Source organism: Leptospiraceae bacterium (assembly GCA_015075105.1).
Lineage (GTDB): Bacteria > Spirochaetota > Leptospiria > Leptospirales > Leptospiraceae > JABWCC01.
On sequence record JABTUZ010000001.1, the window covers coordinates 1,962,526 to 1,985,799 of the forward strand.

At 35.6% G+C, this 23,274-nt stretch carries 17 protein-coding genes, 2 tRNA genes and 4 pseudogenes; 7 read left to right on the forward strand and 16 right to left on the reverse strand.

All coding sequences use genetic code 11. The features are described 5' to 3' along the window. Positions 1–650: 650 nt before the first annotated feature. Positions 651–1,586 carry a hypothetical protein gene (locus tag HS129_09720; protein MBE7412322.1) on the forward strand — a complete coding sequence of 312 codons (936 nt, stop codon included), beginning with the start codon at positions 651–653 and terminating at the stop codon, positions 1,584–1,586. Here HS129_09720 and HS129_09725 read toward each other — a convergent pair whose 3' ends face one another. Then, positions 1,587–2,183 (reverse strand): Holliday junction branch migration protein RuvA, encoded by a 597-nt coding sequence (locus HS129_09725; protein ID MBE7412323.1) that lies wholly within the window; start codon positions 2,181–2,183, stop codon positions 1,587–1,589. Between the two features lie 264 nt (positions 2,184–2,447). Between HS129_09725 and HS129_09730 the strand changes: the two genes are divergently transcribed. Further along, positions 2,448–3,317: an alpha/beta hydrolase gene (locus HS129_09730; protein ID MBE7412324.1), complete on the forward strand. Its 870-nt coding sequence runs from the start codon at positions 2,448–2,450 to the stop codon at positions 3,315–3,317. Between the two features lie 10 nt (positions 3,318–3,327). Here HS129_09730 and HS129_09735 read toward each other — a convergent pair whose 3' ends face one another. Then, positions 3,328–3,936 (reverse strand): transglycosylase domain-containing protein, encoded by a 609-nt coding sequence (locus HS129_09735; GenBank protein ID MBE7412325.1) that lies wholly within the window; start codon positions 3,934–3,936, stop codon positions 3,328–3,330. A gap of 193 nt (positions 3,937–4,129) precedes the next feature. Here HS129_09735 and HS129_09740 point away from each other — a divergent pair, with 193 nt between their 5' ends. Then, positions 4,130–4,912, forward strand: a complete 783-nt coding sequence (locus HS129_09740) for a hypothetical protein (GenBank protein MBE7412326.1) — start codon at positions 4,130–4,132, stop codon at positions 4,910–4,912. 5 nt (positions 4,913–4,917) lie between these two features. Here the strand turns inward: HS129_09740 and ilvD are convergent, their stop codons facing one another. From ilvD to HS129_09765, 5 genes are all read right to left on the reverse strand, one after another. Continuing rightward, positions 4,918–6,600, reverse strand: a complete 1,683-nt coding sequence (ilvD, locus tag HS129_09745) for a dihydroxy-acid dehydratase (GenBank protein MBE7412327.1) — start codon at positions 6,598–6,600, stop codon at positions 4,918–4,920. A 21-nt stretch (positions 6,601–6,621) separates the two neighbouring features. Then, a complete protein-coding gene (locus HS129_09750; GenBank protein MBE7412328.1) occupies positions 6,622–6,870 on the reverse strand; it encodes a hypothetical protein in 249 nt (82 codons plus the stop codon). Positions 6,871–7,050: 180 nt separating this feature from the next. Further along, complete coding sequence (locus tag HS129_09755) at positions 7,051–8,004, reverse strand: polyprenyl synthetase family protein (protein ID MBE7412329.1); 954 nt, start codon at positions 8,002–8,004, stop codon at positions 7,051–7,053. 31 nt (positions 8,005–8,035) lie between these two features. Further along, complete coding sequence (locus HS129_09760; protein MBE7412330.1) at positions 8,036–8,932, reverse strand: transglutaminase; 897 nt, start codon at positions 8,930–8,932, stop codon at positions 8,036–8,038. 68 nt (positions 8,933–9,000) lie between these two features. Further along, on the reverse strand, positions 9,001–9,819 hold the full coding sequence (locus tag HS129_09765) for a transketolase (GenBank protein MBE7412331.1): 819 nt from the start codon (positions 9,817–9,819) through the stop codon (positions 9,001–9,003). Positions 9,820–9,976: 157 nt separating this feature from the next. On the opposite strand from HS129_09765, the gene HS129_09770 reads away from it, so the two are divergent. The 3 genes from HS129_09770 (at position 9,977) to HS129_09780 (ending at position 10,470) form a co-directional block, all read left to right on the forward strand. Beyond that, positions 9,977–10,049 (forward strand) — tRNA-Thr (locus tag HS129_09770). 57 nt (positions 10,050–10,106) lie between these two features. Next, positions 10,107–10,188 (forward strand) — tRNA-Tyr (locus HS129_09775). Positions 10,189–10,290: 102 nt separating this feature from the next. After that, on the forward strand, positions 10,291–10,470 hold the full coding sequence (locus tag HS129_09780; protein ID MBE7412332.1) for a hypothetical protein: 180 nt from the start codon (positions 10,291–10,293) through the stop codon (positions 10,468–10,470). 156 nt (positions 10,471–10,626) lie between these two features. On the opposite strand, the gene HS129_09785 is transcribed toward HS129_09780, so the two are convergent. Then, positions 10,627–12,033: an N-6 DNA methylase gene (locus HS129_09785; protein MBE7412333.1), complete on the reverse strand. Its 1,407-nt coding sequence runs from the start codon at positions 12,031–12,033 to the stop codon at positions 10,627–10,629. On the opposite strand from HS129_09785, the pseudogene HS129_09790 reads away from it, so the two are divergent. After that, positions 12,027–13,235 (forward strand): annotated as a pseudogene (locus tag HS129_09790) (IS256 family transposase). The gene HS129_09785 and the pseudogene HS129_09790 sit on opposite strands and share 7 nt — an antisense overlap. Before the next feature lie 910 nt (positions 13,236–14,145). Here the strand turns inward: HS129_09790 and HS129_09795 are convergent. From HS129_09795 to HS129_09830, 8 genes and pseudogenes are all read right to left on the reverse strand, one after another. Continuing rightward, on the reverse strand, positions 14,146–14,532 hold the full coding sequence (locus HS129_09795) for a hypothetical protein (protein MBE7412334.1): 387 nt from the start codon (positions 14,530–14,532) through the stop codon (positions 14,146–14,148). 484 nt (positions 14,533–15,016) lie between these two features. Beyond that, positions 15,017–15,277 (reverse strand): transposase, encoded by a 261-nt coding sequence (locus tag HS129_09800; GenBank protein MBE7412335.1) that lies wholly within the window; start codon positions 15,275–15,277, stop codon positions 15,017–15,019. Between the two features lie 21 nt (positions 15,278–15,298). Next, positions 15,299–15,622: a transposase gene (locus HS129_09805; protein MBE7412336.1), complete on the reverse strand. Its 324-nt coding sequence runs from the start codon at positions 15,620–15,622 to the stop codon at positions 15,299–15,301. 41 nt (positions 15,623–15,663) lie between these two features. After that, positions 15,664–17,335, reverse strand: a pseudogene (locus HS129_09810) (DEAD/DEAH box helicase family protein). Continuing rightward, positions 17,327–18,190 (reverse strand): annotated as a pseudogene (locus HS129_09815) (DEAD/DEAH box helicase family protein). The pseudogenes HS129_09810 and HS129_09815 overlap by 9 nt, the downstream one beginning before the upstream one ends. Continuing rightward, a pseudogene (locus HS129_09820) lies at positions 18,187–20,388 on the reverse strand (AAA family ATPase). Before HS129_09820 ends, HS129_09815 begins: the two co-directional pseudogenes overlap by 4 nt. Beyond that, positions 20,388–21,563 (reverse strand): restriction endonuclease subunit S, encoded by a 1,176-nt coding sequence (locus tag HS129_09825; GenBank protein MBE7412337.1) that lies wholly within the window; start codon positions 21,561–21,563, stop codon positions 20,388–20,390. Before HS129_09825 ends, HS129_09820 begins: the two are co-directional and overlap by 1 nt. Further along, the gene (locus tag HS129_09830) at positions 21,560–23,062 is read right to left on the reverse strand and encodes an N-6 DNA methylase (GenBank protein MBE7412338.1); all 1,503 of its coding nucleotides are present in this window, start codon (positions 23,060–23,062) and stop codon (positions 21,560–21,562) included. Before HS129_09830 ends, HS129_09825 begins: the two co-directional genes overlap by 4 nt. Between the last annotated feature and the right edge of the window lie 212 nt (positions 23,063–23,274).

The following is a 23,274-nucleotide window of genomic DNA, read 5'->3' on the forward strand; positions in this document are numbered from 1 at the left end:
TTTTTGTGGTTCATAAATTTCTCCTAAAGTAAATTTTTCTACTCTCCTTTATAAGGTAAAAAAAGTTTGCTTTAGAAAAAAAATTTTTGCAATTTTTGGAAAATTTTTTTAGCTTTTACAGAAAAAGTCCCAAATCTACACTAAATGCGTAATCTCTTGAAATTCCCTAAAAAAGTGGAGTTCCCACATTTTTGCATACAAAGTGAAAAATCTGTACTAAATGCGAAATTTCAAAAACTCTACTAAAGCTCAAAACCTCATCCTAAAAGATGAACCTATTTGCAAAGATTCTACCTCTACGATTTCCGACCTCAGACTTCAGGCATCAGTCCTCCGAATTGGAGTTCCCACATTTTTGCGTGAAAGGTGAACAATTGGTATAAAACATGCACTTTACTGAAAAAAGTGGAGATCCCACATTTTTGCACGAAAAGTGTAAAATCTGTACTAAAAAGATAATTCTCTGAACTATTCTAAAGCTCAAAACCACTCGTAAAAGATAAATCAAATAAAAAAAATTACCAACTTCTCTATTTCAGTCATCAGTCTTCAGAATAGTTACCACTAATTCTAATATTTCAAACTAAAATACAAAAAATACTGGAAAAAAATTTACTCAAAATTACAAAGTAAATCTCAAGGAGACATTTATGTTTTTAAATTTTTCTAAAATATTTGTAATTTTACAATTATTTTTCTTTATCACTTGTTCTTCGCCACAAAAAGTGAAGACTGACACTTCATCAACATCCCAAAGCAAGCCAGAAATAGACCCAAAATATGTTCGACCAGTATTCAATAAAAAAGAACCACCTCTTTTTTCTCCTTTAGGTCTGTGGGCAAATGATGGATCTCAACCAAGAGAAAACGGATATTACCAAGAAACTACAGAAATTTTTCCTCCCGATACAAATGGTCGCTACCCTTTTCGAGGCACTCTGTTAAAGTTAAATCTCGCAAAAACAGAGCAAGTCGAGGCGATCAATGAAGGTTATGCTGAGGTCAGCGGAATGGAAATTATAATCAACTTTGAAAAGCAAAAAGTTCGGAGAAGAACTGCATCTTCCGAAGATGCTCTTTATCAAGCTCCTTATAGTGAGTGGAGAGATTTCCAATTGAATAGAGCCGAAAAATCTACTTTTAACATGCTAAAAAATAGATTAGACTTAGAAATCTATTTTGAAAAAGGGATTGCTACCTATTGGCAAGTCGATTCAAACGATCCAAATAAAGTAAATCAAGTAGGTACCTCTTTTACTATGCCTGCCGGAATTTTACGATACGCAAGAGTCGGGAAATCTGAATCTTCAGATGGTGGAAGAGCAAACGCAAAACCTGCAAAACTTCCCATTTTCTCTGGTGTAGTTTTTGATGTCAGGCCGGCCTCGAAGGAGATTATTATTACAAGCCAATATCTAAAAGATGTTCGCATTGGTTCAGTAGTAGATATAATAAATATGGAGCAAAAAAAAGAACTCGGAAAAGCGAGAATTATTCAGATAAATTTTTCTAATGCAAAAGCTATTTTAATCTCCGGTGATTTTTCCAAGATTATGAGAAGTGATGGAGTCGTAATTTACAAATAGTTACAATTTCTTTAAAACTGCTTTTATAATTTCTCCGGTATCTGTAAGGCTATTCTCTTTCAGAATACCGGTGATTTCTTTTCTGGCTGTTTTTTCTTCAAATCCAAGTTGAATAAGTGCAAGGACTGCCAACTCAATCTTATCGTCTTTCGTAGCCTGAAAATTCTCACCCTCAACTAAGAAGGCTTCAAATCTCTTTATATTTCTTTTCACTTCAAAAAGAATTTTTTCTGATGTTTTCCCCTTTACCTTTGGAATTTTTTCTAATTTTGTTTTATCTTCATTTACAACCGCAAAGTACAATTCTTCAAAATTCATAAAAGATAATATCTTCAATGCCGTCAATTCACCTATCCCATTCAAAGATTTCATCACTTTAAACAATTCTCTATCTTTGTTGGATAGAAATCCAAAAAGTTTTTCAGCCCTATCTGAAATAGAATGATAGACATGCAAGTAAACTTCAGTGATATTTTTTTCTTTTAATTCAAAATAAGTTTTAAAACTAATCAATACCTCGTAAACGATACACCCGGTATCTATATTTAGAGAGTTTACTTCTAATTTTATAATTTTCCCTTTTAAGCCACAAATCATGTCTGTTATTCACCTTGTAAATTTACAATTCCATATATCGCATTATTTCAATAACGATTTTTTTTATTGATAGTCAATGGAATTTTACTTGAGTTTCTACGTATTTTCGATCATAGGAATATCTTTTACAGAAGTACCATTTATTATTAGAATATATTTCTTTACTTGAAATAATTTAACAGAAAATATTAGTAAATAACAAAGTGCATTTTAGTCAAATGAAAATTCACCAAATCATTCAAGAAATTTATACTCTAAAATACAATGAAATTTTTTTATACAATTTTTTTTAAATATTTTGAATTCAAAAGATATTCCTATCTAAGGAATACACTTAACCTATCTCAAAACTCTGTCGTACTCGGAGGCCACCATCTGACCTATTTCAAGTCTCAAAATACGGGAAAGCCAGTCATTTTTATTCATGGGTTACTTGATGCTTCTTACGGTTTTCGAAAAATCGTTCCTTTAATCAAAGAAGAATACCAGATATTTTTATTCGATATTCCTGGATTCGGTAAAAGTCCGATGCCAAAAATAAAATACTTATATCAGTTGGATATTTTTGCAGACCTAATCTACGAGGCAATTCTAAATCTTGGCTTAAAAAATATTACACTAATTGGTCATTCTATGGGAGGATTAATTTCTCAACACATTGCACTCAAAGATAAATTACAAAAAAACAATATAGTAAAAAAACTTATTCTTATTTCATCCGGAGGGACTCCACACAAGAAAAGAGACGAAATGAAAGAAATTCTTTTTCCTGAAAATCGCCCTCAATTGCAAAGGCTTTTACGTCATCTCTACTACGAAAAATTTCCTGAGCCAAATATTTTTATTCAAAATATTTTGATTCACGCTTGGAATTCTACAGAATACAAATACTTAACTGAAAATACAATTAAAAGAGAGAAAGAAATATTTTTTGGAAATAAAATCGGGGAGGCTAAAATTCCTACCCTCATTCTTTCCGGGCTTCAAGATGAGATTACAACTCCCAAAATGATGAATACACTGGCGAATTATATAAAGGGAAGTAAACTTAAATTGATTCCTTACGCAAAGCACGCCATCCACTTAGAAAAACCGGAATGTATCGCAAAAGAAATAAACGCCTTTCTAAATTAGATTTTGCATTTTAGCTATTTTCTGGAAAATCTTCTATATCGTAGTTGTCGGGCTTTTTCAATATGTCTATAAGCGATCGTATTTGTGAGATATCCAATTCTTCAGGTGGAGTTTGAAAATAATACAAAGCCGCTGCATGCAATCCATAATTGCCATGCCCCCAATAAACAGTATTGATATAGTATTCCAAAATTTCTTTTTTTGAAATCTCTTTTTCCAAATCTACTGAAATTCTAATTTCTTTTATTTTTCTGTCTAAGGTTTTTTCTCTTGTTAAAAATAGAGTTCTTGCAAGTTGCTGAGTAATAGTCGATGCCCCTCTTAATTTTCTATGAAAAAGTATAAACTTGAAAATAGAAGAATGAATATCTTTTAATGAGTAGCCTTTGTGTGTAAAAAACCTTTTATCTTCAATACGAATAAGTGTGTTTACGGTATCCTCCGGCAAGCGATCTAAGCCGATCCAGTTTTCGGTTAGAGATTTAGAAGAATAATTCATTCTAAGCCAAAGAATTTCGCTATCTTTGAATATGAAATTCTTAAACTCAAAAAATTGTAAGCCAAATAGCGCGAGCGAGAGTAAGAAAAAAGAGTAGTAAAACTTTTTACTGATTCGCATAATATTTCGCTCCTGAGACTTCCAGAGTGTATTTTCACTTATTTTTTTAAAATATTTCACTACAAGTAAATTTTAAGAAGACATAATCAGAAAAAAAAGTCATTTATTAAAAAATTATAAAAAAATCATTGCTATCTAAAGAAACAAGGGTTAAAATATCGATAATATTTCTATACCCTTGAGAGAAAAATCTATGCGATATTTATTTTTTTTCAGTTTCTTAATCTCACTTACACTGACCGCTGCACCGGCTACGATTACATTGGAAGAGCAGGAATTCAACAAACAAGTAGAAGCACTCCGCAAAGCTGGCTTTGCAGATATAGAAATCGACAATCTGCACGGCTCGATAGGGGAGTCGCTCGGAAAAATTAAAGCATTTGTGGACAAGGGGATTGATAAAAAGCACGCTCGTTATATTAACGATCTTCCTGAAACTGTCCCGGACGTATTCTCCAAAGACTCGGAAGGAAAATTGTATTTAGACTTGGAGCTTTTAAGAGGTGAGTCGTTCATTGATTACCCAAAAACTTACCTATACCAGTCGAGGGTTTACCTCTACCCCGGGCAAGACGGAAAAAGTATAGATAAGCTAATTCTTCAATTTAAGAGAACAAACTCTAAGGGAGAAGTTTTTATCAGGGAAATGAGAAGACTTATCAATCCTTCTCCAAAAAGCATTGCAAGAACTGGAAACACAGATAAGCCGGACGACAACAGCGATATTTCTTTGGAGTATTTTACAAGCAATGAAGGATCTGGACTTTGGCCGGATAATCCTATTCAAAAAGAAAAAGCAAGCCTTGTAAACCAATTGAATGACCCGGAAAATCTTTTACCTTTTCAAAAACAAAAATCCATAATCGAAAAATACAAAGTAATTGTTCGATCCATTGACAAAGCAGTAAAGAAAAAACTTTACTTACTCGAATTAGACAGAAAAGTTATGGTCAGTAAAATGTTGGAGTTCTATTAAAAACTTTATAATAAATTTGTGATAGCTCCATTGGTTGCAGACTGAACTAAGTGAGCGTATTTAGCTAATACACCAGTTTTATATCTTGGCTCAGGCTTTACCCATTTTTCAAAGCGCTTTTTAATTTCTTCGTCACTCAGATCTACACTGAGTAAATTCTGGATTGCATCTATTGTAATTTTATCCCCTTCTTGCAATACTGCAATCGGTCCTCCAAGAGAGGCTTCAGGAGCAACGTGACCTACAACCATTCCGTGAGTTCCACCACTAAACCTTCCGTCCGTGATCAAGCCCACTTCTTCTCCAAGACCCTTTCCTTGGATTGCTGCGGTAACGGCGAGCATCTCCCTCATCCCCGGTCCACCCTTAGGGCCTTCGTAACGGATAACGATTACGTCCCCTTTGTTAATTTTATTAGATACAATCGCTTCAAAGCAATCTTCCTCAGAATCAAATACTCTAGCAGGCCCTGTAATAGAAAATCTTTTCAATCCGGAAATTTTTGCAACAGAGCCTTCTGGAGCAATATTTCCTTTTAAAATCACAAGAGGCCCCGACTTGTGCATAGGATTGTCAAATGACCTAACTACAGATTGTCCTTTTACAAGCCCTGGAACATCTTTTAGATTTTCTGCAATAGTTTTACCAGTGACTGTTATCAAGTCCCCATGGAGCATTCCTTTCTCTAATAGAGTTTTCATCACAGCTTGAACTCCACCTACCTTGTCCAACTCTATCATTTCATATTTTCCACCAGGTTTTAAGTCAGCGAGATGAGGAGTCTTTTTACTGATTCGATCAAAATCTTCTAAACTAAGCCCGACCCCAATTTCTTTTGCAATTGCAATCAGGTGAAGAACTGCATTGGTAGAGCCTCCTAAGACCAACACTACAGTGATCGCATTTTCAAAAGCCTCTTTTGTGAGGATATGTTTTGGTGTAATATCTCTTCTCATTAATTCGAGTAGAGCGAATCCGGTTTTATAACAATCGTTCTCTTTTCTGGAGCTTACCGCAGGCATGGAAGCAGAGCCTGGAAGACTCATTCCAAGCGCCTCAATCGCAGAGGACATAGTGTTTGCAGTGTACATTCCACCACAACTACCCGCACCAGGACAAGCGTTTTGCTCTATTCTTACAAATTCTTCTCTGGATATTTTTCCTTCATTGAATTTCCCTACTGCTTCAAATATAGATACAATGTCTATTTCGTGTCCATCGCAGTGACCCGGTAAAATTGTACCACCATAAACAAATATAGAAGGTATGTCCAATCTGCAAAGCGCCATGAGACAACCCGGCATATTTTTATCGCATCCACCAAGGGCTACTACACCGTCAAATCTCATAGAATTCGTCACAAGCTCTATAGAGTCAGCGATCACCTCTCTCGAGGGCAGGGAAAATCTCATTCCCTCGTGACCCATTGCGATTCCGTCTGATACAGTAATTGTACCAAAAGTCTGAGCAATTCCGCCTGCCGCACGAATTCCTTCTTTTACTTTTTCAGCAAGACGATTAATATGAATATTGCAAGGAGTAATCTCACTCCAAGTTGAAGCAATGCCCACCATAGGTTTTTGAAAATCTTCATCTGTAAACCCAACTGCTCTTAGCATGGCTCGATTGGGAGCTCTGTTGTCTCCCTCTGTAGTCATAGAACTTCTTCTTTTTAGATTATCTGACATGAATATCCCCTAATTAATAAATTAACAACACATACAACCAGAATGAGACAAACTGCTCGGTTCATTCATGCAGCAAGACTCGCCCTGCCCACATACGTTAGACGATTCTGTCGCTCCAGTGAACGCAAAACTAGACAACTTCTTTTTCAAGTTACCGTCATTCTTACAATTAGAATCTATTTCAGAACATTTTGTAAAAACTTGAGACATGGACTGCAAAACCTCTAAATTTTTTCCACAAGTCAAACACTCGTATTCGTAAACCGGCATAGAAAATCTCCTCTAAATATAAATTTTATTTTTCGGCATTCTGTGTAAATTAGAAAATACACATTGCTTGCTTATAAGAAATAGTTCTTTCAGTGATTTCTCTCATGTATATGAACGTTAATATTTTCAAAAAGGACTTTTTACGGGTGTGGCAAGTAGAAACATCAAGAATCTTCGTATTCACAAATCTTCAATTCTTTCAATCATAAGTTTTCTGTACGGACTTTGCGGGAATTTTTTTAAAAAAGTAATTAGTTTCAGTTTTTCCAAATTCATTTCGTCTTGAAGTGTTTTCTCAATTTTGTAATAGTCCATAAAATTTTCTATTACAGATGTGTCTTCTAAAGTTCTTTCCGGCTTAGAAAATATTTTTTGAATAATTTTCTTTTCAGTCTTGTTGCATTGGTCACGAAGTACAATCACGGGGTAAGTATATAATCCGTTATAAAAATCTTTATAGGGCGTTTTTCCATTTTTTGCAACTCCAGAAAAATAATCTATATAGTCGTCTCTTTTCTGAAACATATTTCCCATTAATATTCCAAAATTTTTCAAAGATTGAACTCTCCTTGAATCAGCTCCAAAAAGAATTCCCGCAGTTTCACAAACCGCACCGAATAAAGAAGCAGTTTTACCATAAATTATTTTTCCGTAGATTTCTTCCGTAATGGCAAAACTTCTCTCCCATTGCATCTGGATCAATTCTCCAACAGACAAATCTCTGATGACTCGTGTAAAAGAATCCATCAAGTGAGGGTTACGAAGCCTGTTCAAACTTTCGATACCGCAAGCAAGCAGAAAATCCCCAGACAGGATTGCAGTTTTATTTCCATAGAGTTTGCCTATAGTTGGCTTTCCCCTTCTTAGTTCAGCCTTATCTATAACATCGTCGTGCAATAAACTCGCAGCGTGGATAAGCTCAGAAACAACGCCCACTAAAATATTGTCCCTTCCTTTATAACCAAGCATTACGCTAAAAAAATAATGGGTAAGCGGGCGAATTCTTTTTCCGCCGGATTCAATCACATTTGTTTTTATATCTTTGATAATTTTTAAATCTTCGTGAATTATTTCACTCAGTTTTTGATCAAACTTCCCGATCAGAGAAGAAATCTTCAGACGATTTAAAGACATGAGTTTTTAAAAGAAAAAATATATTTCAAATCTAAACCGTAAATGCGTTTCCTTCTTTATTTTCCAAAATCTGCAATTGTTTTGTTAGAACTCTTTCCATCTCACGCTGACCATTTTTTCTATAGATATGAATCAGATTTCTGTACATCCTTTTTAAAATAGAAAGTGTTCCTGTTTTATCAAAAAATTTTGATACATCTTCATAGCCATTTGCACGTAAAAATTTCTCACAAGTAGATTTTTCCAATAATATCCCACCATGAAATGGATCTATAAATGTTGTAAAATTCTCAGACTCATACTGCAAAATAAAATGAAGTGGTATATTTGTGCCATAAACAGGAAGTCTTAAACGGTTGGCAACTAACAGATACACAACAGACAGAGAAATCGGAATTCCTTTTTTAGATTGAATCACTCTTGTAAGATAAGAATTGTTCGGATCCCCATAAGAATCTTGATTTCCTATAAACCCACTTTCTTGAAATAAAACTCTTGATAGCAAGTGCACTTTTACATCATCCGATAAAATTTCTTTGTTCAATTCAAATAATTCTTTTAATCGAAATGCAAGCCTGTCCAATTCTTTTTTAAAATCACTATAAGAAGAAAATATATCTCCCATACCTGAAAGTAAAAAACTGGCTTCTTCTAAATCATCGTAATTTGTCCCATTTCCTCTTTTTGCAAGTCTTTTCAATCGAAAATTAGTTCTTTGAATTTGGATGGCAAGTGCAAATTGGCGACTGGAGATTCTTAAAGAAGCATTTTTAAAAGAATCAACAATTTCAATAATAGAATACTGCCAAGGAATCAACTCTGCAATTTCTCGTATGGTTCTATTTTTGTCGTCTAAGGTTTCTGATAAATCGAGTTGATAAAATTTTTCTTCAATTTCTATGATAGGAAATGGTAAATTATCTCGCATAGTGTAATGTTTTTTTATTTTATTTTTTTTTCGTCAATCTATTTGATAAAATTTTACAAAAATATTTTTTACACTTTCTCAAGTTCCTGTAAGGCCAATTTTTCTTGTTCCATACTAGGTGGAGTTCCGTGCCATTCAGGTTTATTTTCCATAAAAGACACGCCTTTCCCTAAAATCGTACGAAATACAATCAGACTGGGAACACCTTTTACGGATTTTGCTTTTTCAAATCCAGAAAGTATAGAATCAAAATTATGTCCGTCTGCATCAATTACATTCCAACCAAAAGTCTTGAATTTTTCACCAAGAGGCTCTAATCTCATAACATCTTCGGTATTGCCGTCTATTTGAATAAAATTTCTATCCATAAATACTGTTAAATTATCCAATTTGTAGTGTACTGCGGATTGTGCTGCTTCCCAAGTCATTCCCTCTCCACACTCTCCATCAGAAATACAAGTATAAACCCTATAATCTTTTTTTTGAAATCTTGCCCCAAGCGCTAAACCAACGCTTACAGAAAGCCCCTGCCCTAGAGATCCACCACTGGATTCAAGCCCCTTCATGTATCTCGTGGACGGATGACCTTGTAAATCGCTTTTGATATTCCTAAATGTCAGTAATTTTTCTACAGGAAAATAACCCGATAAAGCCATAGAAGCATAACGAACAGCGCAAACATGTGCATTAGAAAGAATTAATCGATCTCTGTCTTCCATATCCGGATTTTTTGGATCATGTTTTAAAATAGAAAAATACAGTGCAGAAAAAATATCTGCAAGCCCAAGTGGACCACCCGGATGACCCGATTTTGCAGCAGAGATCATTTTAATAATTTGAATTCTAATTTGTTTGGCTCTTTCTTCTAATTCTATTGTGTTTGTCATAATTCCATTTCCTTTTCCATACTACAGATAAAAATACCATTCTATAGAAACAAAGAAATCGTTAAGTACATTTTCCCTGTTTCTGTAGATTTTTTAGAAATCAAATGAAATATTTCATTTGACCAGAGGGATTCATTCCAAAAACTGGAATTATCCTGCTGTCTTAGCTCAATTGGTAGAGCAGCTGATTTGTAATCAGCCGGTTGGGGGTTCAAGTCCCTTAGACAGCTATTTGTTTTTAGTAACCCTTGGAAAAACCCACTGTTTATTAAAGACTATCCCTAAATGGGTAGGTACTCAAGTGGTCAACGAGATCAGACTGTAAATCTGCCGGCTACGCCTTCGGAGGTTCGAATCCTCCCCTGCCCAAGTTTTTCTATTTTCATAAAATAAGATTCGAAGCGAAACAAAGCGACCGACATTAACGACCCACAGGGAGTGTAATGGCGGGCATTTTTTCAGGATGGAAAAATGAGCGACTTTCGTGCCGGAGTGAAAAAAAAACACGATGTTTTTTTAAACGATGGCGAATCCTCCCCTGCCCAAGTTTTTCTATTTTCAAAAATTAAGATTCGAAGCGAAACAAAGCGACCGACATTAACGACCCATAGGGAGTGTAATGGCGGGCATTTTTTCAGGATGGAAAAATGAGCTAAACTCCTTAGAGATTAACTCAGAATATTTGTAGACTTCTTTTATCTTAAACCCGCTGTCTGAACTATGATTATGATATTTGTGATTTTTATGATTTCGTATTGTGAAAAGTTTTCCTTAAAAAAAAATCATGGCAATCATTTAAATCACAGTTCAGACATTCTCCCCCTCCACAATTTTAATTTCATCTGGAGTGAGGTCGTACAAACCATAAACAAGTTTATCAATTTGTCTATCAACTAAATCAATCTTTTGATTAATAGCTCTCTTTTCTGATTCTGTTCCGATGGCTGAAATCTCTTTCTGCGCCAACAACATAGTATCCACTAGAGAAACTATTTTATCATGAACTTCTTTTTGTTTTGAATTGGTTTGAGCGTATTTCTTAAAATCTTCTTCCAAAATTTCTTGTCTCACCCAAGGCGGATTTCCAATCACACAATGAAATCCACCATTATTTAAAATAGCAGGAAATTCTATATTCCATTCAAAAGCATTTAACTTTCTCATCAAATCCATCGAAAAAAGAGAAATATCCTTATCTGTATAAAAATCCGTTCCCACCAAGCTATTCCCACACTTAATATTTCCTTCCAATGTAGGCAAGATTGTAGTATGAAACAAAGTCCTTTCATTATGGACTTCATAGTGATTAGTGTCCTCCAAAGCCTTTAGCGACAAACTCATCTTAGTCACTTCAACAGCTTGTGCGTCAATATCTACGCCGTAAATACAAGAACGAAGAATATCTCGTTTGATTTTAGACGTTAGGCGAACTTGTCCGTCAGAGTCTAGGTAAACTAATTTTCGCTCTTCCTTTGACAACGACGTAGGGACAGGTTTCAAACCTGTCCCTACGTCCCCTTTTACTTTTGATTTATAATACTCAACAGTCCACTTTATCAAAGCATCATAAGCGGCTAACAGAAAAGAACCGGAACCACAGGCGGGATCGCAGATTTTTATTTCCAATAGGTCGTTCAAGCCCCCACCCTGAAGGGTGAGGCTACGAAGCTTTTCGCCTACCGTCTTTTCTACGATGTAATTTACAATATAATCAGGGGTATAATAAACACCACCTGCTTTCCTAACTTCTGGTTTATAATCAATGCTAGCACGTTTGTCAGTGGTTACTACTACTTTGCCCAAAAACTGTTCGTAGATAGTTCCGAGAATTTCGATAGGAATGACTTTAAAGTTATATCGAGAATTTTCCGGTTGCAAGTCTTTTAAAATTTCTAGTAAGACTTTATTGCTTACCTTAACAGAATCGAGTTCAGAACGTTTTGTGAAAATACTTCCATTGTATGTCTTATCTAACACATCAAAAATTTCTTTGCATTCATCATACACAGAATAGGCAGAAGAATCTTCTGCCTCTGCGGATTTTTCTTTTATGTTTTGGATTTTATTTACTATATTGTGAATAATGTCTTCTTCGATTTCTCGATCTGATAATACTTTAATAAAAATAAAACGATCTAGAATTAATGAAGGTGTAATTAATTTTGTGTAAATATCTTTTACTCCGAAAATAAAAGAGGGTAAAGAATATGGCAAAAACAAAATCCAGAAAAGACGAGCTCCTTGAAGAGTTGATCAAGGAATACAAAAATCCTGAAGAATTGATCGGTGAAAATGGTCTTCTGAAAGAATTAACCAAAGCTATAGTCGAGAAGGCTATGCGGCAGGAACTGACCCATGAATTGGGTTATGAAAAACATTCTCGGCAAAATGGTGCCGGCAATTCCCGCAATGGTTTTTTGAAAAAGACTATCAAGGGCGATTTTGGAAACCTGCAAATCGACGTTCCCAGAGACCGGAATCTGAATTTGAACCGAAGATAATAAGAAAAACCAGACCCATTGAATGGATTTGATGATAAAATAATTTCTATATTAACGAGGAATGACGACACGCGACATCCAGGCTCATCTTCAGGAAATCTATCAGGTTGAAGTTTCTCCTGATCTGATCTCCACAGTAACAGATGGTGTAATCGAAGAAGTAGTAAAATGGCAGACCAGACCTATTGATTCAATCTATCCGATTATTTATCTTGATGCATTGAGGGTCAAAATTAGAGACGATGGTCAGGTCAAAAACAAGGCTGTTCATATGGCTATCGGCGTCAATATGAACGGTTTTAAAAGAGGTTTTGGGCTACTTGGATTGAAAATGAAGGATCCAAGTTCTGGCTCCAAATCCTGACTGAACTAAAAACCGTGGGTTGCAGGATATATTGATTGCCTGTGTTGATGGACTTACCAGGTTTTCCGGAAGCGATTAAAACTATTTATCCAAATGCCGAAGTTCAGCTTTGTATCGTTCATATGGTCAGAAATTCTCTGAAGTATGTTTCCTTTAAAATCGAAAGAGCTTTCATCTGACTTGAAAAAATCTATCGGATGCAGTGAACGTTGAGGAAGCAAAATTAAAACTTCAGGAATTTTCTAAAAATGGATTCAAAATATCCGATGATTTCAAAATCCTGGGAAAACAGATGGAATGAGATAATTCCTTTTCTTGCCTATCCGGCAGAAATCAGAAAAGTAATTTACACAACCAATGCAATCGAGTCTTTGAATATGACGCTCTGAAAAGTGATCAAAACTGGGCTTCATTTCCCAATGATGATGCGGCAAAAACTGTTGTATCTGGCTCTGCAGAATGCATCAAAAAAATGGACCATGCCTATCCGGGATTGGGGTGCTGCGATTAATCAGTTTGCAATAAATTTTGAAGGGAGAATGGAAATTTAAACGGAAAAGGATTTTACACAAAATTTCCTACACCCTCAAATTAATTGAACCGCCTGGGTGATAAATTCTGCAGAACTTCAGTCGCCCCCAGCTTAAGCTGGGGGTTATATTTATATATATCTTTTGCAAGTTTAATTCGCCATCCATCTTTCTCGTCATCTAAATCTTTTAAGAAAGCTTTGTCAGGAGGAATGCGATTCTCTTTTACTTTTTTTCGTTTATATATAATTTATTTAAGCTACCTTGCCTAACGTTTTCTTTTTCAAAGTATTCCCATAGCGTATCAAATTTTCTATGTAGTCTTTTGTAAGTCAATCGAGGACACAATAATTATTAATTAAATCAGAATTTTTAACAGCAAAAGTGCAATAAAACGAAAAACGAAACTCTTCAAAGTCAGTTAAATGCTTAACAAATCGACTTTTCGTAACTAATGGTTCTTCTTTTGTGGCTTTAATATCCTGAATAAAGAATAGGCTTGCCAAATATAATCTGTTCTTTCTTTTACTTATGCCTTTATCCTCAGTCCTTCGACCCAAATAATATTTTTGAATTGTTTTGCAGCGATATTTAGCATTGTTTCTCAAATATTCCATTTTGATAAGCGGTTAGATCTGGCTCTTTTTGAGCTTCTTTACTGACCGGTATTGAATAATAATTTTCTCTTTCAGCATGATTTTAATTCTTGCATTCGAGATATTCCAATTAAGGTATTTGAAAAGCGGCTTGATTTTTTCTTTAATTGCATTGGTAATGACCGGATTCTAATTTTCGCCAAACTTTCAGCTAAATTTTTTATTCTTTCGGATACATCGTTTAACTCTGAATAGTATACTTCACTTAACGAATCATAATTTTCAAGTCTATTTTCTTAAGCTTTTTGCCGTAGCCACGGATGGCGAAGGCAATTTTAAGCAACCTTCCGACTGTAAAGATATTCTTGTATTTCAATAAACAAATCTCTTATTGTTTGTATATCACCTAATTCCTTTTTTGCATCCCCAATAGCATGATATTTCAACACAAGCAAGTCGCCTATTTTAGTGTCGTCCAATTCTTCAACGCCTTGTTTTACATACTGGCTCAAAACGAAGTTTAAAAACTCTTGCTGTTTTGGATCGTAGTTGCCCAAGTGTATTTTTGCTTTGTCTGCTCGTGTTGCTCTTTCTAAAATGTCAGCATGAAAAGCGATATAAGCCAAAACATCATACAGGTCGCTATTTTCAGCATTCAGTAATTTTTGAAATTGAAGTGCCCCCCTAAAACTGTAAAGAAAAAAATCATATTTTTTGTTTATTTTTAAATTGCAGAGGAGATAGTCCTCCTAAAGCTGAATGAGGTCTGATTGATTGTACTTGATCAATAAATAGAAAATACTTTTAACGCTTCAATTTTATCAGCATAACAGGAGATATTTATCTCTTGATACTTGAATAGTTTATTAAAAGATTCTGCGTATTGCATTTTCATATGCATTACCAAAGACACATTGAAATTTGGTGTTCAAAGTTCTATATATTCATGCGAACAATATCTTCTATCAGAATCATGATGAATGTAACCTGAGACTTCCTCTGTTCATGAGAGCCGACTCAAATGCAGACCTGACAAGTTCACTATTAAGTTTATCAGAAACAGCTCGTATTTGATGACCTCTCTGTTTTCCATATCCATTAGTGATGCCAGATAATGATTTTTCCCCTGAACATCAAAAAGTAACATCACCAACTATTACTCGTGCATGATTAATTGACTTGTCCTTAAGAAGATTTGGATATTTTTCAGGTTATGTTTTGAATCCGTGGTCGCATGATGATAAGCCTCTTCGGACTGCATTTTAAAAGGTTTTCATGCATGATCCTGTAAACTCGCTTATGATTGATTTTCATATCATTTCTCAGAAAATATATGATAGACCTGTAACCTGATTGAGGCATTAAATCCAGATATAACTTAATCTTTTCTATTAGTTGCTTATCCTCCTGTTTTCTTTTTAATCTTTGCATCCGATTGGTAATAAAAGAAGAGATACTGATCTCCAAAGCTTTACAGCTTTTTTACAATTAAATTCTGGTGCGAGATACTTCCTGATAATTTCTCTTTGCTTCCAGTCTTGCAGATATTTTTGGGCTTTTTTTTAAAATGTGATTATCTAACGCAAGGTTGGCAAGTGCACCTTCCAATTCTGCGACTCGTTTCCTTAAAGCAAATTCGGTTTGATTATTTTGTTCAAACTTTCCTGTATCTATCTCATTTCTCCAATTTCGGATTGTTTGAGGATTTACCTTTTCCCTTTGAGCTATTTGCGAAACGGAACTCTGCCCGGACAAAATTTCCATTACTATTTTTTCCTTAAATTCTTTGCCATAGTTATTTCTTCTTATCATATTATCAAGTCTCCTTTATCCCCTTTTTTTGTATTCCAGTTTTAGGGGGCAAGACCAAATTCTATCAACTGTTGTTTGGCAAAACCTTTTTCAGTTAGTTCTTCCAATAATTTCTTTCTTGTGTCGGGTTTGCTCCATATAGTTCTCAATTCATCTTCACTTTTGAAAAGTTCGGGCAATGCTCCGAATAAGGAACGTAAAAATTCTTCTGCTGAAATCGGTCTGCCGTCTGGACTATAGAATGATGTGCTAATCATGTGCTGAAACTGTCGCACTTTTCCGTCAGCCAATTTTACTTTTACCATTCGTCTTGGTGGTGTGTCGCAACGGCACTCAATGTATCCGCAAACTTCGCATGGTTCGGGAGTTGGTTTAGGACAAATACAAGGTCTTTGTCCGCAAACATCACATGATTGTGGCTGTGGGCTTGGTGTGGGTGTTTCAGGTTCTTCGGGTTCTCCGTCCCATTCAGGGTCGCTGAAATGATGATGTGCTTTTACAAAGTCGTAAATGGTGAAATAGTCCTTACCATCAAACAAACGTGTTCCACGTCCAATGATTTGCTTAAACTCAATCATGGAGTTTACAGGACGAAGCAAAACAATGTTTCTTAATTCGGGTGCATCAACACCTGTGCTTAACTTTTGCGAAGTAGTCAGAATGGTTGGAATGCTTTTTTCGTTGTCTTGAAAATCTCTTAAATGTTGTTCGCCTATTTTTCCGTCATGTGCAGTAACTCGGTGGCAATAATTCGGCACTTCGGCTTCGCTCAGTACCCGAACTATTATGGTATTGAATGATTAAATCACGAATTGCCAAGGCATGTAATTGTGTGGCACAGAAAACCAAAGTTTTTTCGCTTTGATTTATCAGGCTCATAAAAATCTTTACCCGATATTCTTCACGTTCTTTAATTTCAATTATGCGGTTCATTTCCGCTTCGGTATAGCGTTTACCTTCTTCAATTTCTCCTTCTAAAACGGTGTCGTCCGAAGTGAATAAATACTCGTCAATGGCTGTGTCAATTTGCTTGACTTTGAAAGGTGTTAAGAAACCATCATTGATTCCTTCTTTTAGTGAATATACATAAACCGGCTCACCGAAATAATTGTAAGTATCTGCGTTTATGGTTCGCTTTGGTGTTGCTGTCAAACCTAATTGAACGGCAGGTTTAAAATATTCCATTATGGCTCGCCAACTGCTTTCGTCATTGGCTCCGCCACGGTGACACTCGTCTATAATGATGAAATCAAAAAAGTCTTTCGGATATTCTCCAAAGTAGGGTTCGACAAGCTCACCATCCTTTGTTTTAGTAAGAGACTTACTTTTTGATAATTTCTTTAGTTTTTCAATATCACCTTTTATGAGTGCGATTTTTTTGGCCTTGCTCCATTTTTGAATTTGTTTTTCTCTTTTAAAAGCTTCATCAATTCTTGTGAATTCCTCATAGTAAACTAATTTAACTGGCAAATGACTTGAAGTAAAGTTTGCTCCTTCACCATTTTTATGTTGTTCAATTCTTAATGCTAAGTCTTTTGTAATTCCTGTGTAAAAGCTTCCATCAGCACATTGAAGAATATACATATATCCGTATGCGTCCACTTCGGCAAGCTCAGTGTCCGTTATTTCTGGGAAATCTATTTCTTCGTCTTCGCCAGCGGTGGGTGAGCTTGTCAATTGAGCGGTGGGTGAGCTTGTCGAACCCCCGCTCATAAAGGTTTGGAAAATGGTAAAAAACACACTTCCGTTTTTCGGAACTCTGCCTTTTTTCTTGATGTCGCTTGGATTGATACGAACCAAAGCATCTTCTTCAAAAGCTGAAAAAGCGTTGAATGCCTGGTCTGCCAAAATATTTCTGTCGGCTAAGAATAAAATTCTTGGGCTTCGGGCTTCGGCAACCTCAGCCTGCGATTTAGCAGGTGGGCGGTGAGCTTGCCGAACCGTCCATTTTGCCTGAAACAGTTTCCATGCAATTTGAAAAGCAATGGCTGTTTTTCCAGTTCCTGTGGCAAGGGTTAATAAAATGCGTTGCTGGTCATTGGCAACGGCTTCTAAAACTTTGGTAATGGCGTTTTCCTGATAGTAGCGTGGTTGCCATGTTCCGCCACGGTCTTCAAACGGAACGGAAAGTAATTTGTCTCGCCATGCTTCGGCAAGCTCAGCATTCGGCTCGCTTGATTTTGGAAAGGTTAAGTTCCACAATTCGTCCGGAGTAGGATAGGAAGTTACATCGCCTTCCTGACCTGCTTCCATGTCTATGCGGTAAATCTGTAAACCATTTGTGCTGTATGTAAACCGAACTTGTAATTTGCCTGCATAATCTTTGGCTTGTCCAACGCCTTCGGTATAGTATTTATCTCTTGCTTTGGCTTCAATTACTGCAAGATTTCTGTTTTTATATTGCAATACATAATCTGCTTTGTCGGGTTTGCTACGGTGACCATGCCCGATTAAACGACCTTTGTTTATGGGAAACTCCATGCGAATGCGACTGCCTTCCACAACGCCCCAACCCGCTGCTTTTAATGCAGGGTCTACATATTCTGCTCTTGTTTCGGTTTCGTTCATGCAATCATTTTCTTGTAATGTTCTTCGTAACCTGCGACTTTGAAAAGTTCTGCAAAAGCATCTTTAAAGTCTTGGTAGTTGAACTCTTTAAAATCAAAAATATTCTGTCCTAAGGAATGTGACTCCCTATTGATGTATCTATAAAAAGCCTGATAGCGAATTTCTTGCATAGTAGGTTGATTGAAGAAATTATTCAGGTCTTTGTTTTCAATGAAGTTGAAGAAATACTCAATTATATTTCTCATGCAATTGGCTATTAATGCAGGATGCTGATTTTGGTCTTTAATCACATACCAATATGCCTGATAGTCATTTTTAATTGATTCGTAAGTTAGTTTCTCAAAGTAACTGCCAGTGTCATTTTTTATCAGCCTGAACAGCTTTTGAGTTTCTTTCCTTTCATCATGTTTTGTTTCTGTAATCTCATAGAAGAAGTAAAGACTGTGAGTTAATACAAACACTTGCTCATATTTGTAATTCCAAGTAGTTGCACCATTCTTTTTTTCTTTTTTACCAAAAAACTCATTCTTAATCAGCCTGCCAACATTGAAAACATAAACATGCGAAAGGCTGGAAATCGGGTCATCTATGACAATGATTTTCTTCTTTGCTGCTTCCGTTGCATCTTTTTTCCCCCGACACAGTTCCAAGAAATATAAAAAGCTAATTATCATTTTTTCGCCTTCACTTAGTGAATGGAAAACTCTGTTATCGTTTTGTTCTCGAACTATTTTGTAAAGGTTATCAGCATGTGGCTTTATTTTGAAATCATGAATTCCAAGGTCTAAAAGTCCGTTGTTGATGTTGGCAATTGCTTCTTCGATATTTACGGTCTGCTTTTGCTGTTCTACAATTATTTCTCTTTGTTTCTGAATATCTGAATCCAGTTTTTCAATTGCTTGATTTAAGCCAGCAATTGTTTTTTGTGATTGAGCTTTGTCAGAAATGTAAGAACTGATAGTTTGGTCATACTCCCAACGCATAATGTTCCAAAAATCAGTTTTCAGGTCATTTAACGCTGTTTGCTTTTGGTCTATTTTAGTGTTGTGTTCTTTTATTTGTTTATTGATATTTTCAATTATTCCATTGATTTCACTCAAAGAAGCAACTGAACTTTTTAATGTGATTTGAACGCTTGGCGTTTTAATTTTATCATCAATTAGCTTTAAGTTCTCTGCTGCAAGCTTTGTGAAAGCGTTGTAGTTGATTTCAAAGTCCTTTTTGTGATTTTCAAACTTCGGATTGCTCTCAAAAGTTGATTTGTCTGGTATTAGTTCAATTGCTTCAGCGTATTGCTTGCGAAATTCCTTTATTGCTGATAAGTCAGCTTCATACGATTCATCAAAATATTCTTTGATACTTTGAAGCAATTGACTTGAAATAGTTTGCTCTTGACAAAATGGGCAGGTTTCATTCTCTATTTCAATTTCGGTTGGTAAGTATTTTAAACCATCTTTTACCCAATCTGAATTTTCAAGTTTGTTTATTAATCCTGAAACCGTGCTATTTTCATTACCAACAATCTGCTTTTTAAATATTAGCTCCGTTTCAATATTAGCGACATCAAAAACAATAGGGTCGAGTGTATTATACTTTTGAGCATTTTCGCCTGAAAGTGCTTGAACTTCTTCTTTTATGTTATCAGTTGTTTTTGGTGGCTTACTATCGGGTTTCTTTAAACTTTCAATGTAACTCAATAGCTTGTTGCCGTCATTTCTATAACCTTATAAACAAAATTCTAATACTCTGTCGCCACCTGTATAGTTCTTTTTGATTTCCCAAACTTTGTCTTTTGCTTTATCGTGCTTTTCGGAAATAGAGTCAGTTTCTTTTTTTAAGTCCGCAGATTTCTGAATCTTTTCTGCATCAAGCTTTTTGATTTCCTTTTCTGCATTTAAAATTTTGGTTTCCGCTTCTTTGTTCTCTTTTGACAAAGTGAAAATACCCTTTAAACTCTCGGGCTGATAAAAGTTATCTTGAATGAATGTTTGATTGTAAACCAAAATTTCTTCATCAGGATTAAGCCCTTCAATTGAACATGCTTTGAAATTCGGGTCGCCTTGTTTGTCTAGAAAATCAGAAAATGTGCTTTTACCAGTTCCATTTAAGCCATACACAAGATTTACCTTCATGTCTGTTTCCAAGACAGCTGGTTTCTTGTAACTGACTACGCCATTCAATGTAACTTTGGTAATCATTATTCTGCTTCTATTAATTCGTTTTCAAAGGCTCGTTTTAAAACACCTGATTTTAATTCTTCAACTGATTCAAGTTTTGAAGTGTATTTTTCACCAAGTGTTTTAGTGATTATGAATAATTGGTCAAGTCTATCAATGATTTGTTTTTGTTCATTTGTAGAGATAGGGAATGAAATTTTCATTTTACCTAACTTACTTGCATTAAATCCACCTTGAGCAGCACCTGTTATTCCTTCATTAATTTCTTTCCAATAAATACCAGACTGAAAAAAGTAATAAATAAGTTTTGGCAGAATTACATCCTTGGAATTTATCTTTAACCGAATAAGATATGATGCGAAAACACCAATTGGCGGATTTTCCAACAAATAACTTTTACCAGTAGTTGCACCTGTTCGGGCAAAAACAATGTCACCCGTTTCCAACGCATATTTTGTATAATCTTCATCAGAACATTTACAATAGGGAACAGTCTCCCAATCAACTCCATTTTCTTGTATGTCTGTTATTCTAAGGTATTTTGGGCCGATTGGTTGGCTTGATGCCTTTTCTGTATATCCGTAATTTATTTTTGAAATTTCAGCAAGTTCCTTCTCAATCCAATGTTCATTTTTTGTGGTGAAAAGTTTGTTTAACTCACTTCTAAAAAGTTCTTTGGAATTTTGATAGTTGACTTCAAGATTATTACATACTGCATTTATCATAGAATATGCATTATCTAATTCTGCAACCATTCTTTTCTGTTCTTCCATTGAAGGCTTAATCAATGGACAAGCAAGAATATCGTCTTTTCGTAAGTTGGTTTGGTTTTCTCCGTTGTTGAAAGCTAAAAAGTGTTCGTGTCGGTTGAGTTGGTAATACAGATACTTTGTGTCAAACTCTTTGCTTCGTATGCAACAAATACGCTGGTTCAAAGAATAGATGTCGTCTTTGTCAATGATAAAACACTTTGCTAATGCTTTGCCATTGGGCACATCACTCATTACCATTACTATGTCACCTTTGTATAATGGGAACATTTGTTCTTTAGTGCGTTTTACAACTCTACCTTCTTGCGAAATGAATTTTGAATTGACTACAATGTATTTTCCATTTTCGTCAATGCTCTTTTCATGGGCTTTACCATTGAAAAACTCACACGATTTTCCTAAAGTGGTTATTTCTAATTGGCTCATGAAAACATATCTTTTATTCCGTTCAAAATTTCGATTGTTTCTTCGTCCAATGCTTCCATCTCTGCCAATATCTCATCCATAGAACGGAACGTTTGCTCCACTTTTCCATTTGGATTTTTTACACTCAAATCATAATTAGCTGTGCTTATTGCTGAAACATCTACTGACCAAGATTTATCAGAATCTGCTAAGGTCTTTTGCAGTTCCTTAAATTCTTTCAAATCATCATCATTCAAAGGAGAAGTTTTACCCAAACTTCTGCCCGGCACACATTGGTAATACCAAATCTTTTTGGTCGGCTCACCTTTTGTAAAAAATAACACAACAGTTTTTACTCCTGCACCCAAAAACGTTCCTGCGGGCATATCCAAAATGGTGTGCAAGTTGCAACTTTCCAATAAATGTTTTCGCAATGAAACAGAAGCATTGTCGGCATTGCTCAAAAAAGTATTTTTGATTACAATACCTGCTCGTCCGCCTGCTTTCAAACTTTTGATAAAATGCTGTAAGAATAAGGAAGCCGTTTCACTGGTTTTGATGTCGAAGTTTTGTTGAACTTCTTTCCTTTCCTTTCCGCCAAATGGTGGATTGGCAAGAATTACATTGTAACGGTCTTTCTCCTGAATGTCTCTGATATTCTCGGTCAGCGTATTGGTGTGAATGATGTTTGGGGCTTCAATGCCGTGCAAAATCATGTTCATCACACCAATGATATAAGCCAAATTCTTTTTCTCTTTTCCGTAAAGTGTGTTTTCCTGTAAGGTTTTTAGGTTGGCTGTGTTTTTCTCCATGCGGTCATACATGTATGCGTATGCTTCGCACAAGAAGCCCGCACTTCCGCAAGCAGCATCATAAATCTTTTCGCCAACTTGTGGATTCAGCACTTCAATAATGGCACGAATCAAAGGTCGTGGTGTATAATACTGGCCGCCATTGCGACCAGCATTTCCCATGTTTTTGATTTTCGTTTCATACAAGTGGCTGAGTTCGTGCTTGTCTTTAGAACTACCGAAAGGCAGTTCATCAGTCATTTCAATAATCTCACGAAGATTGTAGCCACTCTTTATTTTGTTGTTGAGTTCACTAAAAATTTCACCGATTTTATATTCAATAGATTTCGGGTTGTCAATTGCCTTCTGCTTGAAGCTTGCCAAATAAGGAAACAATTTCAAGTCCACAAACTGCACTAAGTCAGGTCCAGTCATGGCTTTATGGTGGTCCAGTTCGGCAAGCTCACCGTCCTTCATTCTGGATTTTGGTGACGGCCTCTGAGCCTGTCGAAGAGGCATTGCCCAATTTGGCCAACGGTATTGCTCGTCCAAAATGTATTGATATTCTTTTCCTTCCAAAGCAGCTTCGTCCGCTTTTTCACTTTCCAATTGGTCAAGGTAACGCAAGAACAAAACCCAAGAAGTTTGTTCAATGTAGTCCAGTTCGCTGTCTGCACCTGCGTCCTTGTAAAGTATGTCGTCTATATTTTTAAAAGTCTGTTCAAACATGTTATTATTTATCTCTTTTTACCACAAATTGCCCGCCACGGACGGCGGGCATCATTTTGCGGGGGTAAAAATATTTATATTCATCTTTTTTTCTCTTTGTCATCGCCACCCAAGCATTTCACATAACAGATAGTATACTTCGCTTAACGAATCATAATTTTCAAGTCTATTTTCTTAAGCTTTTCCAAAACGAATTTTAAAGTATTTTCAAG